15 protein-coding genes are annotated in these 14599 nt (G+C 72.4%); 11 read left to right on the top strand and 4 right to left on the bottom strand.

Features of this window, described 5'->3' with window-relative positions; genetic code table 11:
- Positions 1-20: 20 nt before the first annotated feature.
- The 4 genes from ACYVHU_RS01090 to ACYVHU_RS01075 are packed head-to-tail and all read right to left on the bottom strand — an operon-like array spanning position 21 to position 3498.
- Entirely contained in the window at positions 21-815 is a 795-nt protein-coding gene (locus tag ACYVHU_RS01090) for an ABC transporter ATP-binding protein (RefSeq protein ID WP_078760526.1), read from the bottom strand.
- A 48-nt stretch (positions 816-863) separates the two neighbouring features.
- Complete coding sequence (locus tag ACYVHU_RS01085; RefSeq protein WP_078760239.1) at positions 864-1691, bottom strand: ABC transporter permease; 828 nt, start codon at positions 1689-1691, stop codon at positions 864-866.
- Positions 1688-2539, bottom strand: coding sequence for an ABC transporter permease (locus ACYVHU_RS01080; RefSeq protein WP_144389958.1), 852 nt, complete (start codon positions 2537-2539; stop codon positions 1688-1690). The genes ACYVHU_RS01085 and ACYVHU_RS01080 overlap by 4 nt, the downstream gene beginning before the upstream one ends.
- An 8-nt stretch (positions 2540-2547) precedes the next feature.
- Positions 2548-3498, bottom strand: coding sequence for an ABC transporter substrate-binding protein (locus tag ACYVHU_RS01075; protein ID WP_078760237.1), 951 nt, complete (start codon positions 3496-3498; stop codon positions 2548-2550).
- A 471-nt stretch (positions 3499-3969) separates the two neighbouring features.
- Here ACYVHU_RS01075 and ACYVHU_RS01070 point away from each other — a divergent pair, with 471 nt between their 5' ends.
- The 11 genes from ACYVHU_RS01070 (at position 3970) to ACYVHU_RS01020 (ending at position 14549) form a co-directional block, all read left to right on the top strand.
- Entirely contained in the window at positions 3970-4788 is an 819-nt protein-coding gene (locus ACYVHU_RS01070) for an IclR family transcriptional regulator (RefSeq protein WP_078760236.1), read from the top strand.
- 148 nt (positions 4789-4936) lie between these two features.
- Positions 4937-5764 (top strand): CoA transferase subunit A, encoded by an 828-nt coding sequence (locus tag ACYVHU_RS01065; protein WP_078760235.1) that lies wholly within the window; start codon positions 4937-4939, stop codon positions 5762-5764.
- Positions 5761-6516, top strand: a complete 756-nt coding sequence (locus ACYVHU_RS01060) for a CoA-transferase subunit beta (RefSeq protein WP_078760234.1) — start codon at positions 5761-5763, stop codon at positions 6514-6516. Before ACYVHU_RS01065 ends, ACYVHU_RS01060 begins: the two co-directional genes overlap by 4 nt.
- A gap of 40 nt (positions 6517-6556) precedes the next feature.
- Positions 6557-7732: a thiolase family protein gene (locus ACYVHU_RS01055; RefSeq protein ID WP_498947351.1), complete on the top strand. Its 1176-nt coding sequence runs from the start codon at positions 6557-6559 to the stop codon at positions 7730-7732.
- A 28-nt stretch (positions 7733-7760) separates the two neighbouring features.
- The gene (gene pcaH, locus ACYVHU_RS01050; protein WP_078760233.1) at positions 7761-8519 is read left to right on the top strand and encodes a protocatechuate 3,4-dioxygenase subunit beta; all 759 of its coding nucleotides are present in this window, start codon (positions 7761-7763) and stop codon (positions 8517-8519) included.
- On the top strand, positions 8519-9076 hold the full coding sequence (gene pcaG, locus ACYVHU_RS01045; RefSeq protein ID WP_498947350.1) for a peptidase associated/transthyretin-like domain-containing protein: 558 nt from the start codon (positions 8519-8521) through the stop codon (positions 9074-9076). Before pcaH ends, pcaG begins: the two co-directional genes overlap by 1 nt.
- Before the next feature lie 70 nt (positions 9077-9146).
- Entirely contained in the window at positions 9147-10520 is a 1374-nt protein-coding gene (pcaB, locus tag ACYVHU_RS01040; RefSeq protein WP_498947349.1) for a class-II fumarase/aspartase family protein, read from the top strand.
- Positions 10517-11281: a 3-oxoadipate enol-lactonase gene (gene pcaD / locus ACYVHU_RS01035; RefSeq protein ID WP_078760231.1), complete on the top strand. Its 765-nt coding sequence runs from the start codon at positions 10517-10519 to the stop codon at positions 11279-11281. The genes pcaB and pcaD overlap by 4 nt, the downstream gene beginning before the upstream one ends.
- Positions 11282-11309: 28 nt before the next feature.
- Entirely contained in the window at positions 11310-11726 is a 417-nt protein-coding gene (pcaC, locus tag ACYVHU_RS01030) for a 4-carboxymuconolactone decarboxylase (RefSeq protein WP_078760230.1), read from the top strand.
- A gap of 89 nt (positions 11727-11815) precedes the next feature.
- Entirely contained in the window at positions 11816-12991 is a 1176-nt protein-coding gene (locus ACYVHU_RS01025) for a 4-hydroxybenzoate 3-monooxygenase (protein WP_432936254.1), read from the top strand.
- Between the two features lie 241 nt (positions 12992-13232).
- A complete protein-coding gene (locus tag ACYVHU_RS01020) occupies positions 13233-14549 on the top strand; it encodes an MFS transporter (protein ID WP_078760228.1) in 1317 nt (438 codons plus the stop codon).
- Positions 14550-14599 lie beyond the last annotated feature (50 nt).

Here is a 14599-nt window from a genome sequence, read left to right as displayed (position 1 = left end):
CTGTCCTCCTCGTCGATCTTCTATTCGCCGGCCGTGCCCGCGACCGCCGGGCCGCGCTTGGCGCTTTGGATCTCGGCGTAGACCCGGGTGCGCAGCTCGGCGAAGCGGGGCAGGGAGCGGGTCGTCAGCTGGTCGCGTTCGTCGGGCAGGTCCACGGTGATGTCGTCCTGCACGACGGTGGGCGAGGAGGACAGGACGAGGACGCGCTGTCCCAGGTAGACGGCCTCGTCGATGTCGTGGGTGACGAACAGGACGGTCATGCCGAAGCGCTTCCACAGCGATCGGATGAGGTCCTCCAGGTCGGCGCGGGTCTGGGCGTCGACGGCCGCGAACGGCTCGTCCATCAGCAGCACGCGCGGCTCGTAGGCGATGGCCCGGGCGATCGCGACGCGCTGCTGCATGCCGCCGGAGAGCTGCCAGGGGTGGGAGCCGGCGAAGTCGGCCAGGCCGACCGCTTCGAGGGCTCCGGTGACGAGCTCCGCGCGCCGCTCCTTGGGCAGCCCCTTCTCCTTGAGCGGCAGCTCGACGTTGGCGTGGACGGTGAGCCAGGGGAACAGGCTGCGCCCGTACTCCTGGAACACCACCGCCATGTCCGGGGGCGGGGAGGTGACCCCGCGCCCGGCCAGCCGCACGGTGCCGGAGGTGGGGCGCAACAGTCCGGCGATGCACTTGAGCAGCGTGGTCTTGCCACAGCCGGACGGGCCGACAAGGCAGGCCAGCTCGCCGTCGGCGAGGGCGAAGGTGAGGTCGCGCACGGCTTCGACGGCGCGCCCCTCCCCCTGGTAGACCTTGCGCAGCCCGGCCACGTCGAGCATGGGCGTGCCCGCCGCGCCGTGGACGGTGTCGGATGACGTCATGTCGGCTCATTCCCCCCGAGTCGCGGCGCGGACGCCGTTGTACCAGGCCAGCACGCGCTTCTCGACGAGCTGGAACAACACGGACAGCAGGAACCCGATGAGACCCAGCAGCACGATGCCGGTCCACATCTCCGGGATGGCGAAACTGCGCTGGAACTGCACGATGGTGAAGCCCAGGCCGCTGGAGCTGGCGAACATCTCGCTGATGACCATGAGGATGATCGCGATGGACAGCGCCTGGCGCAGGCCCGCCATGATCTGCGGGCTGGCCGAGCGCAGGATCAGGGTGGTCAGCCGGCGTCGCCTCCCGATGCCGTAGCAGCGGCAGGTGTCGGCCAGGACCGGGTCCACCGCGCGCACGCCCTCGATCGTGTTGAGCAGGATCGGCCAGATGCATCCGGAGACGATGACCAGGAGCTTCATCCCGGTGCTGACCCCGGCCAGCAGCATCAGCAGGGGGACCAGGACGGGCGGCGGGATGGCCCGCAGGAACTCCAGGACCGGCTCGGTGAGGGCGCGCAGCCGAGGCGACAGGCCCAGGCCGACGCCCAGGGCGACCCCCAGCACGGCGGCCAGCGCGAACCCGCCGAGCAGCCGGGCGACGCTGGGCAGGGCGTCGACGAGGAACCGCTCACCGAACCAGACCTCGGCGAAGGTGGCGGCGATGACATCGGGTGAGGACAGGTAGTACATGCCGCTGACGGCGCCGGCCCACCACCACAGCAGGATGAGCGCGGCGGGCAGCGCGAGCAGGTACCACAGGCGCAGGGCCGCCGCGGTGAGGAGGCGCAGGGCCGGGGCGCGCCGCGCGGATGTGACTTCGGGGGCGCTCATGCGACGTTCTCCCCTCGGACGGAGGTGTGCCAGTGGAGGAGACGCCGTTCCAGCGCGCGCACCCCGATGTTGACGATGACACCGAGCGCGCCGGTGAGGATGACCAGGGCGTAGACCGCGGCGACCGCGCCGCTGGACTGGGCGACGGCGATCTCCTTGCCCAGCCCCGGGCTGCCGATGATGAGCTGGGCGGTGATGGCGAGGATCAGCGCGACGGCGGCGCCCAGGCGGAACCCGGTGAGGACGTAGGGCAGCGCCGAGGGCCACACGACGTGGCGGATCCGGGCCAGCCGGCCCAGCCCGAAGGAGCGGGCGGTCTGTTCGGCGACCGGGTCGACGTCGGCGACGCCGTAGAGCACCTGGATGTAGATCTGCCAGAAGGCCGCGTAGACGACGAGCAGCAGGGTGGAGCGGATGTCGGTGGCGTAGAGCAGGACCGCCAGCGGGATGAGCGCGACCGAGGGGATCGGGCGCAGGAACTCCACGGTGGAGGCGGTGAGGCGGCGCAGCAGTGGCAGCGAGCCCACGGCGAAGCCGAGGACGACGGCGGCCACGGTGGCGATGAGCAGGCCCAGGCCCCAGCCGATCACGGTGTCGAGCAGGGCGACCCACAGCCGTGGCAGGGTGAGGCGCTCGGCGAGCGCGACGAGGACCTGGGAGGCCGGGGGCAGGTAGTCGGCCGAGACCAGTCCGATCCGGGGCACCACCTCCCACAGCAGGAGGAAACCGGCGATGCCGGTGAGGCCGAGGGCGGTGGTGCCGAGGCGGGAGGTCGCGCGCGCGGCCCTGGACGGACCGGCCTCGGCCGTCGGTCCGGCGGCCGGGGTGGCGGGGGCGTTGTCGGTCATGGCGGCCGTCATCGGTAGAGGGCGTCCAGGTCGGGGGCCTCGTCGAGGGTGCCGTGCTCGACCATCAGGTCGGCGACGGTCTGCACCGAGGCGCGGTCGACCTCGGCCGGGAAGCGCGGCAGCCGCAGTTCCTCGATGACCTCGGGGGCGATCTCGGTGTAGGTGGACAGGATGCGGCGCACCTCGTCGGGGTTGGCGTCGGCGTACTCCAGGGACTCGGTCATGGCCTCGGTGAACGCGTCGACCAGTTCGGGGTTCTCGGCGATCGTCTGTTCGGAGGTGAAGTAGGCCGCGACGGACAGGTCCGGTGAGGCGTCGACGAAGTTGGAGGCGATCTCGGTGGCGCCGTTGCGCAGCGCGGTGGTCAGGTGTGGTTCGACCACCCAGGCGGCGTCGACCTGGTTGTTGTCGAGCGCGGCCGGCATGTCGGGGAAGGCCAGTTCGACGAACTCGATGCCGCTTCCGTCGCCGCCGGCCAGCTCCACGGAGTTGCGCACGGTGGTGTCACCGATGTTCTTGAGGTTGTTCACCGCGACGGTGGCCCCCTCCAGCTGTTCGGGGGAGGTGATGTCGCTGCCCTCGGGCACGACGATGGCGCCGAAGTCGGCACCGTCCTGGCCGCTGCTGGTCACACCGTTGGTGACGATCTTGAGGGGCAGGTTCTCCTGGCGTCCGATGATCAGCGAGGTGACGTTGCCGAAGGCGAACTGGAAGTTGCCGCTGACGACACCGGGGACGGCGGCGGCGCCTCCGCTGGTGCTCTCGATGGTCAGTTCGATGCCGCGTTCCTCGAAGAATCCCTGTTCCTGGCCGAGGTAGATGGGGGCGACGTCGATGATGGGGATCGCACCCACGGTGACCTGGGTGAGTCCTCCTTCCTCGGTGGGCCCGCCGCCTCCGCAGGCGGTGGTGGCGGCCAGGAGCAGTGTGCCCGCCAGGGCGAGGGGCGTACGACGCATCGGGCTCTCCAAGTGGGGGAAGGGCGGGGATCCCGCGTGCCGGACCGCCTGTCCGGAGGGGGCGGTCGGGGCCGCGGGCCGGGGATGCGGTCGGATACCGCGGGGTCCGGGCAAAACCGGCACACACGTGTTTCGTTCGTTTTACGAACGCATGTTCTTTCCGCGAACATAAGTGATGGCGCTCACGCCGTCAAGGGAGACCGGTCACGTTCCACTTTTTTCGTCACCACGGCGCAGCGCAGACGAAATAGATCAGGTCATGGGACCTAACTGGCCGTTCCGTCGAAGAACCGGAACGTCACCATGTCCACCTGTGGTCACCGGCCGGGGAAAGTCCCCCGTCCACCTCTGTGCGGTATGGGAACATCACCCAGAATGACCGCACACGCGGACGGCCGGACGGATCCGGCCGCAGCCACCCGAGAGGGCGCCGCCCGGTCGGGCGGCGCCCCGCGACGCGGAAGGAACACCATGACGGCGACCCGCAACGACCCCGACGGCCACGTACGCGCCGAGCACTACGTCCAGTCCCTGGAGCGCGGGCTGGCGGTGATCCGCGCCTTCACCCCCGAGGCCCCGACGATGACGCTGAGCGACGTCGCCAGGGCGACCGGGCTCACCCGGGCCGCGGCCCGCCGCTTCCTGCTCACCCTCGCCGACCTGGGCTACGTGCGCACCGACGGCCGGTTGTTCTCGCTGACGCCGCGGGTGCTGGAGCTCGGCTACGCCTACCTCTCCTCGGCCGGCCTGCCCGAGGTGGTCCAGCCCCACCTGGAGCGCCTGGTCGCCGAGGTGCGGGAATCCTCCTCGGTCTCGGTCCTCGACGGCGACGACGTCGTGTACGTGGCGCGCGTGGCGACGTCGCGGATCATGGCGGTGTCGATCAACGTCGGCACCCGCTTCCCCGCCTACGCCACGTCGATGGGCCGGGTGCTGCTGGCCGGCCGCTCCCCCGAAGAACTGGGCGCCTACCTGGAACGGCTCCAGATGCGCCGCCTTACCGCGCACACCCTCTCCTCACCCGCCCGGCTGCGCGCCGAGCTGGACCGGGTGCGCGCGCAGGGCTGGGCGATCGTGGACCAGGAGCTGGAGGAGGGCCTGCGCTCGGTGGCGGCCCCGATCCGCGACCGGGAGGGACGGGTGGTCGCCGCGGCGAACGTCTCGACGCACGCCAGCCGCACGTCGATCGAGGACATCCGACGAGACCTGCTGCCCCCGTTGTTGGCGGCCACGGCGCGGATCGAGGCCGATCTGGAGATCGCCGCGCGCAGCCGGGGGACGGGCGGCTAGGTCCCCGCGGGGCAGCGCGGATCACCCTGCCGAGTAGGCGCCCTCACAGCGGCTCTTGACCCGGATCACAGGCGAGGGGTAGCTTCACCCCCAACGATGTTCGCTTTATGAACATTTATTCGCTATCCGAACAAAGGATGAGACGCTTATGATCGTGTCGTTGGACGAGGGGATCCGTGAGCTCGTCCGGGACGGGGACACGGTCGCGCTGGAGGGCTTCACCCACCTCATCCCCGTCTCCGCGGGGCACGAGATCATCCGGCAGGGCCGCCGCGACCTCACCCTGGTCCGCATGACCCCCGACGTGGTCTACGACCAGCTGATCGGTGCGGGATGCGCGCGCAAGCTGGTGTTCTCCTGGGGCGGCAACCCCGGCGTGGGCTCCCTGCACCGCTTCCGCGACGCCATCCAGAACGGGTGGCCGGTCCCGCTGGAGATCGAGGAGCACAGCCACGCCGGCATGGCCAACCGCTACGTCGCCGGCGCCTCGGGCCTGCCGTTCGCCGTCATGCGCGGCTACACCGGAACCGACCTCGTCTCCCACACCCCCAACATCGCGACGGTGGAGTGCCCCTTCACCGGCGAACGGCTCACCGCCGTGCCCGCCCTCAACCCCGATGTCACGATCATCCACGCGCAACGCGCCGACCGCCGCGGAAACGTCCAGATGTGGGGCATCACCGGCGTGCAGAAGGAGGCCGTGCTGGCGGCACGCCGCTCCCTGGTCACGGTCGAGGAGATCGTCGACGAGCTCGAACCGCTGCCCGGACAGGTCATCCTGCCCAGCAGGGTGGTGACCGCGGTCGCCGAGGTGCCCGGAGGGGCCCGCCCCTCCTACGCGCACGGCTACTACGAGCGCGACAACGGCGCCTACCAGGCTTGGGACCCGATCAGCCGGGACCGCGACTCGTTCGCGCGCTGGCTGGAGACCGACGTGTTCGGCGGCGCCGGCGCCGCCCGGGAAGGTGGACGATGAGCACCGTCACGGATTACACCTCTGACGAGATCATGACCGTGACGGCGGCCCACGCCCTCAGCGGCGCGATGGCCTGCTTCGTCGGCATCGGGCTGCCCAGCACCGCCGCCAACCTGGCCCGGCGCACGCACGCGCCGGACCTGTGGATGATCTACGAGTCGGGCACCCTGGGCGCCAAGCCCGGGACGCTGCCGCTGTCCATCGGCGACGGTGTCCTCGCCGAGACAGCCGACACCGTCATCCCGGTGCCCGAGGTCTTCAACTACTGGCTTCAGCCGGGCCGCATCGACGTGGGCTTCCTCGGCGCCGCGCAGATCGACCGGTACGCCAACATCAACACGACCGTGATCGGCGACTACGGCGACCCCAAGGTGCGCCTGCCCGGCGCCGGCGGCGCCCCCGAGATCGCCGCCTCCTGCCGCGAGGTCATCGTCATCGTCCGCCAGAGCCGGCGCACCTTCGTCGAGTCCGTGGACTTCGTGACCTCCGTCGGCCACGGCAAGGGCGGTACCGACCGGGCCGACCTGGGCCTGCGCGGCGCAGGCCCCTCCCGCGTCATCACCGACCTCGGCGTCTTGGAACCCGACCCCGTGACCCGCGAACTGACCCTGGTCCAGATCCACCCCGGTGTCTCGGTCGACGACGCCCGCGCGGCCACCGGCTGGGACCTGGCCGTCTCCCCCGATCTCGGCCGTACGCCCGAGCCGACCGCCGAGGAGCTGGCGGTGCTGCGGGCCCTGACCGGGAAGTGACCCGCCGCCGCCCGGCACGCCCCAACGGATGGGAACCACCATGACCGACGTGTTCATCCTCGATGCGATCCGGACCCCCTTCGGCAAATACGGAGGGGCGCTCGCCGGTGTGCGGCCCGACGACCTCGCCGCGCACGTCGTCCGCTCCGTCGTGGACCGCTCCCCCGACCTGGACCCCGCCCTGATCGACGACGTCTACCTCGGTGACGCCAACGGCGCGGGCGAGGACAACCGCAACGTCGCCCGCATGGCCGCGCTCCTGGCCGGTCTGCCCACCTCGGTGCCCGGCGCGACGGTGAACCGGCTGTGCGGATCGGGCCTGGAGGCCGTGATCGCCGCCAACCGGGCCGTCGCGGTCGGCGACGCCTCGGTGGTGGTGGCCGGTGGCGTGGAGTCGATGAGCCGGGCGCCGTGGGTGCTGCCCAAGCCCGCCAAGGGCTACCCGGCCGGCCACGAGACGCTGCACTCCACCACGCTGGGCTGGCGCCTGGTCAACCCGAGGATGCCCGAACAGTGGACGATCTCGCTCGGCGAGAGCACCGAACGGGTCGCCGAGACGCACGGCATCGGCCGGGCCGAGCAGGACCGGTTCGCGCTGCGCAGCCACGAGCGGGCGGCGGCGGCCTGGGAGCGGGGCGTCTTCGACGACGAGGTCGTCGCGGTCCCGGGGGTGGAGCTGGAGCGGGACGAGAGCATCCGCGCGACCACCGCCGACAAGCTCGCCGCCCTCAAGCCCGCCTTCCGGCCCGAGGGGACCATCACCGCGGGCAACGCCTCACCGCTCAACGACGGTGCGGCCGCGCTGCTCATCGGGGACGAGGCCGCCGTGCGGGCGACCGGCCGCGAACCGTTGGCGCGCATCGTCAGCCGTGGCGTGGCCGGCGTGGACCCCGACACCTTCGGTATCGGCCCGGTGGAGGCCGCCAACACCGCGCTGCGCCGGGCCGGGATCGGCTGGGGCGACCTGTCCGTCGTCGAGCTCAACGAGGCGTTCGCCGCCCAGGCCCTGGCCTGCATGCGCAACTGGCCCGACCTGGACCCCGAGATCGTCAACCCCAACGGCGGGGCCATCGCGATCGGCCACCCGTTGGGGGCCTCCGGCGCGCGCATCCTGGGCACGCTCGCCCGGGAACTGCGCCGCCGGGGCGGAGGCTGGGGACTGGCCGCGATCTGCATCGGCGTGGGGCAGGGTCTGGCCGTCGTGCTGCACGTCTGATGCGGCGGCACCGATTGTGGAGGAGACGATGACGACACCAGTGGAACCCGAGGAGACCGCGCGCGAACGCGGCCTGACCGTCCCCGGCTACCGGCGCGACCACGAGGTCCACCCGCCGCTGGACTTCTCCGGGTACAAGAGCACCGCGCTGCGCCATCCCAAGCGCGCCCTGACCCTGCTGCCGCACATGCTCACCGAGATCACCAGCCCCGTCCTGGGCGAGGACCGGATCGGCGAGCTCGACAACGACCTGACCCGCCAGCACGACGGGGAACCGCAGGGCCAGCGCATCATCGTGCACGGGCGGGTGCTCGACAGCGACGGCCGGCCGGTCCCCAACACGCTGGTGGAGATCTGGCAGGCCAACGCGGGCGGGAGGTACCGCCACGTCAACGACAACTGGCCCTGCCCGTTGGACCCCAACTTCACCGGGGTCGGGCGCACCATGACCGACGCCGAGGGGCGCTACCGCTTCACGACGATCCAGCCGGGCGCCTACCCGTGGAAGAACCACGACAACGCCTGGCGCCCCGCCCACATCCACTTCTCGCTGTTCGGCCGGGCCTTCACGCAGCGGCTGGTCACCCAGATGTACTTCCCCGGCGACCCGCTGTTCTTCCAGGACCCCATGTGGAACTCCATCCCCGACCCCGCGGCGCGGGAGCGGCTGGTGGCCAGGTTCGACTACGCCGCCACGGTCCCCGAATGGGCGCTGGCCTACGAGTGGGACATCGTGCTGCGGGGCCGCGAGGAGACTCCCTTCGAGACCGAGGTGGACGACGACTGATGCCCGACACCACTCCGTCCCAGACCGTCGGCCCCTACCTGCACATCGGCCTGCCCTGGCCCGACGGCCCCTTCGCCGTCGAGGAGGGGACGTCCGGGGGGATCTGGATCCGCGGGACCCTCTACGACGGGGCCGGCCAGCCGGTCACCGACGGCCTCATCGAGACCTGGCAGGCCGATCCGGACGGCCGGTTCGACCACCCCGACGATCCGCGCGGCGCGGTACGTCACCCGGGGTTCCGCGGTTTCGGCCGCTGCCCCACCGACGCCCACGGCGCCTACGGGATCTTCACCCTCAAGCCCGGTCCGCTCCCCGGTCCGCGCGGGCCCCAGGCCCCGCACATCGACGTCTCGGTGTTCGCCCGCGGCATGCTGCACCGGGTGGTGACGCGGATCTACTTCCCCGAGGAGCAGACCGCCAACGCCGCCGACCCGGTGCTGTGCGCGGTGTCCGACCCCGCCGTGCGGGCGACGCTCATCGCCGATGCCACCGACGACGGCTACCGGTTCGACATCCGGCTCCAGGGGGAGAACGAGACCGCGTTCTTCGACATCTGAGGACCGGCGGTCCGGTTCCGGCCGCGCCGGAACCGGACCGCGAGACACCGCAAGCAACGGAAAGACCACCATGACCGCCATATCCGTCCCGACCGGCCTGTTCGGCGGGGTGTTCGAGCGGGGCGGCGCCGCAGAGCACACCGGTGACGCCGGCTGGCTGCGGGCCCTGCTCGACGCCGAGGCCGGCCTGGCCCGGGCCCAGGCCCGTGTCGGGCTGATCGAACCGGCCGCGGCCGAGGCCATCGCCGCCGCGTGCCTGCCGGAGCGCTTCGACGCCGACGCGCTCGGCCGGGCCGCCGCTGGAGGTGGAAACCCGGTGATCCCGCTGGTGCGGGAACTCACCCGGGCCGTGGAGGGGGAGGCCGCGCGCCACGTCCACAAGGGCGCGACCAGCCAGGACATCATGGACACCGCGGCGATGCTAGTGGCCCGGCGGGCCTGCGCGGCCATCGACGCCGACGCCGGAGCGCTGACCCGGGAACTGGCCCGCTCGGCCCGTCGCCACCGTGACACCCCCATGGCGGGGCGCACCCTCCTCCAGCAGGCGCTGCCCACCACGTTCGGCCTGGTCGCCGCGGGCTGGCTGGAGGCGATCTCGACGGCCGCGACGCGGCTGTCCGACGTGGCCGGCGACGGGCTCGCGGTCCAGCTCGGCGGCGCCGCCGGGACACTGGCCTCCCTGGGCGCCGCCGGACCCGACGTGGTGCGCGCCTACGCCGCCGAACTCGGCCTGGCGGAGCCGGCCCTGCCCTGGCACACCGACCGCGGCCGGATCGCCGAGCTGGCCGGTGCGTTGGGCCGGTTGTGCGGCGCGGTCGCGAAGGCCGCCCACGACATCGTCCTGCTCGCCCAGACCGAGGTCGGCGAGGTCGCCGAGGAGGGGGAGGCGGGAACGGGCGGTTCCTCCACCCTGCCCCACAAACGCAACCCGATCGCCGCGGTGTCCGCGCTGGCCTGCGCCCAACAGGCGCCGGCGCTGGTCGCGTCGCTGCTGGCGTCGATGGCGCAGGAACACCAGCGCGCCGCGGGGTCCTGGCACTCCGAATGGCAGCCGCTCTCGCGGCTGTTGTGCCTGACCGGCTCGGCGGTGGCCTGGTTGCGCGCCTCGGTGGAACGGCTGCGGGTGGACTCCGCGCGGATGCGCGCCAACCTGGACCTGACCGGTGGGCTGCTGCTCGCCGAGCGGGTCACCACGGCGTTGGCCGCCGACCTCGGCCGGATGGCCGCCCACGAACTCGTCCAGGACGCCTGCGCCGAGGCGGCCGACGGCCGGCGCGACCTCGCCGACGTGCTGGCCGGGCGGGCGGAGGTGCGGCGTTCGCGCGAGGAGATCGCCGCGCTGCTGGATCCGGCCGGCTACCTGGGAAGCGCCGGCGTGTTCGTCGACCGGGCACTACAGCGCTTCGGCGCGCGGCCCGCTGGAGTGGAAGGTGAGGAAGGATGACGGTCGACGTCCACCACGTCATCGACGGCCCCGAGGACGCGCCCGTCCTGATCCTGGGCGGTTCCCTGGGCAGCACCCTGGAAATGTGGGAGCCGCAGGTCGCCGACCTCGCGCGGGACCTGCGGGTGGTCCGTTACGACATGCGCGGTCACGGCCGCTCCCCCGTGCCCGGCGGCCCCTACACGATCGCCGACCTGGGCGCGGACGTGGTGCGCCTGCTCGACCGCCTGGGCGTGCGCCGGGCGCACTTCGCCGGGCTGTCCATCGGCGGGATGACCGGGATGTGGCTGGGCGCGCACGCCCCCGAACGGATCGACCGACTGGCGCTGCTGTGCACGTCGGCGCTGCTGGGACCGCCCGAGGGGTGGAGCCGGCGCGCCGCGACCGTGCGCGCCGAAGGCACCGGGGCGGTCGCCGCCGGAGTGGTGGAACGGTGGTTCACCCCCGGCTTCGCCCACGCCGAGCCCGCCGTGGTCGAACGGATGACGTCGATGGTCGCCGCGACCCCCGCCGAGGGGTACGCGGGATGCTGCGCGGCCATCGAACGCATGGACCTGCGCCCCGACCTGCCCGCGATCGCCGCCCCGACACTGGTCGTCGCCGGAGCCGACGACCCCGCCACCCCGCCCGCCCACGCCGAACTCATCGCCGACGCGGTGCCCGGCGCCCGCCTGGAGGTCGTCGGTCCCGGCGCCCACCTGGCCAGCTGGGAACGCGCCGACCAGGTCAATCCGCTGCTGCGCGCGCACTTCGTGCGCTGACGCGGCCCTCCGCGCGAAGGGAATCCCCATGGACACCGATGAGACACGGTCCGCGACCGACGAGGCCCGGCACGCCGAGGGCATGCGGGTACGCCGGGCGGTCCTCGGCGACGCCCACGTCGACCGTGCCGTGGCCGGCACGACACCGTTCACCGAACCGTTCCAGGACCTCATCACCCGCTACGCCTGGGGCGAGATCTGGACCCGCCCGGGGCTGGACCGCAAGACCCGCAGCTGCATGGTGCTGACCGCCCTGGTCGCCAAGGGCCACTGGGAGGAGCTGGCCATGCACGTGCGCGCCGCCGTGCGCAACGGGCTGAGCGCCGAGGAGATCGCCGAGGTCTTCCTCCAGGCCGCGATCTACTGCGGCGTCCCCGCCGCGAACAAGGCGTTCTCCATCGCCCAGCGCGTCCTGGCCGAGATCGACGACACCTCCCCCCACTGATCCCCACCTCGCCCGGTCCACCCCACCGCGGCCTCTCCCCGCCGGACACGTCCCAGCTCCGGCCCGTTCCGACCCTCCGAGGAGTCCCCATGCGCACCCGCGTCGGCATCATCGGCGCCGGCCCCGCCGGCCTGCTGCTCTCCCACCTGCTGCACCTTCAGGGCATCGAGTCCGTCGTCTTGGAGGCCCGGTCCCGCGACTACGTCGAGCGGCGCCAGCGCGCGGGCGTCGTCGAGCACGCCGTCGCCGAGACCCTGCGCGGGGCCGGCGTCGGCGGGCGCATGGACCGCGAGGGACTGGTGCACCATGGCATCGAGCTGCGCTTCGACGGCCGCGCCCACCACCTGGACTTCCCCGACCTGTGCGGCCGCGAGGTCGTCATCTACGCCCAGACCGAGATCGTCAAGGACCTCATCGCCCGTCGTCTCGCCGACGGCGGGAAGATCCTGTTCGAGTCCCGGGCGACCGCGATCGAGGACATCGACGCCGGCTCCCCCCACGTCCGGTTCACCGACGGCGCCGCCGAACAGGTCCTGGAGTGCGACATCGTGGTGGCCTGCGACGGTTTCCACGGCATCGGCCGCGCGTCGCTGCCCGCCGAGGTGGTGCGCACCTTCGACAAGGTCTACCCGTTCAGCTGGCTGGGCATCCTCGCCGACGTCCCTCCCTCGTGCGACGAGCTGATCTACGCCCACAGCGACCGCGGGTTCGCGCTGCACAGCATGCGCTCGGAGCAGGTGAGCCGGCTCTACCTCCAGGTCCCCAACGGAACCGACACCGCCGAATGGTCCGACGAGCGGATCTGGGACGAGCTGACCGCCCGCTTCGCGCTCGCCGACGGTTCCTGGGAGCTCAAGCGCGGCCCGATCACCGACAAGTCGATCACCCCCATGCGCAGCTTCGTCACCGAGCCGATGCGCCACGGTTCCCTCTTCCTCGCCGGCGACGCGGCCCACATCGTGCCGCCCACCGGCGCGAAGGGCCTCAACCTGGCCATGCACGACGTCATGCTCCTGGCCGAGGCGCTCACCGCGTGGGACCGGGACGGTTCCACCACGCTGCTCGACTCCTACTCCGACGACGCGCTGCGCCGGGTCTGGCGGGCCGAGCACTTCTCCTACCGGATGACGACGATGCTGCACCCCGACCCGCAGGGGGGCGACTTCGAGCGCCGCCTACAGATCTCGGACCTGGACCGCATCGCCGCCTCGCGGGCCGCCGCCACCGAGATCGCCGAGAACTACACCGGGCTCCCGCAGGTCTGACCTCGGGAACCTCCCCCGCACCGCCCGCCCACCGGGGCCGCCGGTCTCCTCGGCGTGCCTCGATGCGGCCGGCCCCGCCCTCCCCCACCCGGCCTCCTCACGGGGGTACGGGTCCGGGTGCGCCGATCGGCCCCACCCCGTGCCGGCCGGCGCGCGGCGGGACACGCGCGGCGTGTCCCGCGTCCCTCCTCAGCACCGCCGGGCCCACAGCCCCGGCGACCACACTCTTCAGGAGCACGGGATGAACCAGTCCCCTGCGGGCGCGGTCCTCGCCCCCGCGGAGAAGCGCCGTGAGGCGCGCAAGGTCGCGGCCGCCAGTCTCATCGGCACCACGATCGAGTACTACGACTTCAGCATCTACGGCGCCGCGGCGGCGATCGTGCTGGCCCACCTGTTCTTCCCGGCCGGTGACCCCGCGGCGGGGACGCTCGCCGCGTTCGCGACGTTCGCCGCCGCCTTCCTGGCCCGCCCCATCGGCGTGATCGTCTTCGGCAACCTCGGCGACCGGCTGGGCCGCAAGCCCGCGCTGGTCATCTCGCTGCTGATGATGGGCGGCGCCACGATCGCCGTGGGTCTGCTGCCGACCTTCGGCACGGTCGGGCTGCTGGCGCCGATCCTGCTGGTGACCTGCCGGATCCTCCAGGGGATCGGTCTGGGCGGCGAGTGGGGCGGCGCGGTGCTGCTGGCCTCCGAGCACGCCCCGCCCAACCGGCGGGCGGTCTACGCCGCGGTCACCCAGGCCGGACCTCCGCTGGGCGTCCTCCTCGCCAACGGCGTCTTCGCCGCGGTCACCGCCTCGATGAGCGAGGAGGCGTTCATGGCGTGGGGGTGGCGCGTCCCGTTCCTGCTCAGTTTCGTGATGATCGCGATCGGCATGTGGATCCGTTCCCAGGTCAACGAGTCCCCCCTGTTCACCGAGGCCCAGGAGCGCGACGAGGGGCCGGAGCGCTTCCCGATGGGCGCGCTGCTGCGCGGGCACGCCAAGCGGCTGGTGATCGGCGTCGGCGCGGCCCTGGCCGGCTCGGCGCTGTGGTACCTGATGACGGTCTACAGCGTCTCCTACGGCGTGTCGGTGGGCGGCGTCGCGCAGTCGACGATGCTGCTGGTGGTCTCCGCCGCGGCGCTGGTGCACCTGGTGCTGATCGTCCCCATGGCGCACTGGGCCGAGCGGGTGGGCCGGCGGCTGCCGATGCTCATCGGCGCCGTCGCGCTGGCGGTGTGGGCCTTCCCCATGTTCCTGTTCATGGGCACCGGCGACCCCTGGCTGATGGTGCTCGGGTTCGGTGTGGGCGGTGTCGTGCACACGTTGCTGTACGCGCCGGTCTCCTCCTACCTGGCGGAGCTGTTCCCGACGCGGGTGCGCTACTCCGGTGCCGGTTCGGCGTTCGTGCTGGCCTCGATCCTCGGTGGCGGATTCGCGCCGATGATCGCCTCGGCGCTGATCGGCGGCGGCGAGTCGCCGGTGCGGCTGGCCCTCTACGCGCTGGTCCTGGCCCTGCTCACCTTCACCGCGCTGTGGTTCGGTCCGGAGACCAAGGACACCGACATGGCCGAGTAGGCCCGGCCGTCCGTCGTCGACGGGGTCCCCGCCGCCCGGCGGGGACCCCT

Source organism: Marinactinospora endophytica (assembly GCF_054780875.1).
The sequence above is the reverse complement of the archived record's forward strand: the minus strand, read 5'-3'. Positions and strand labels throughout refer to the sequence as shown.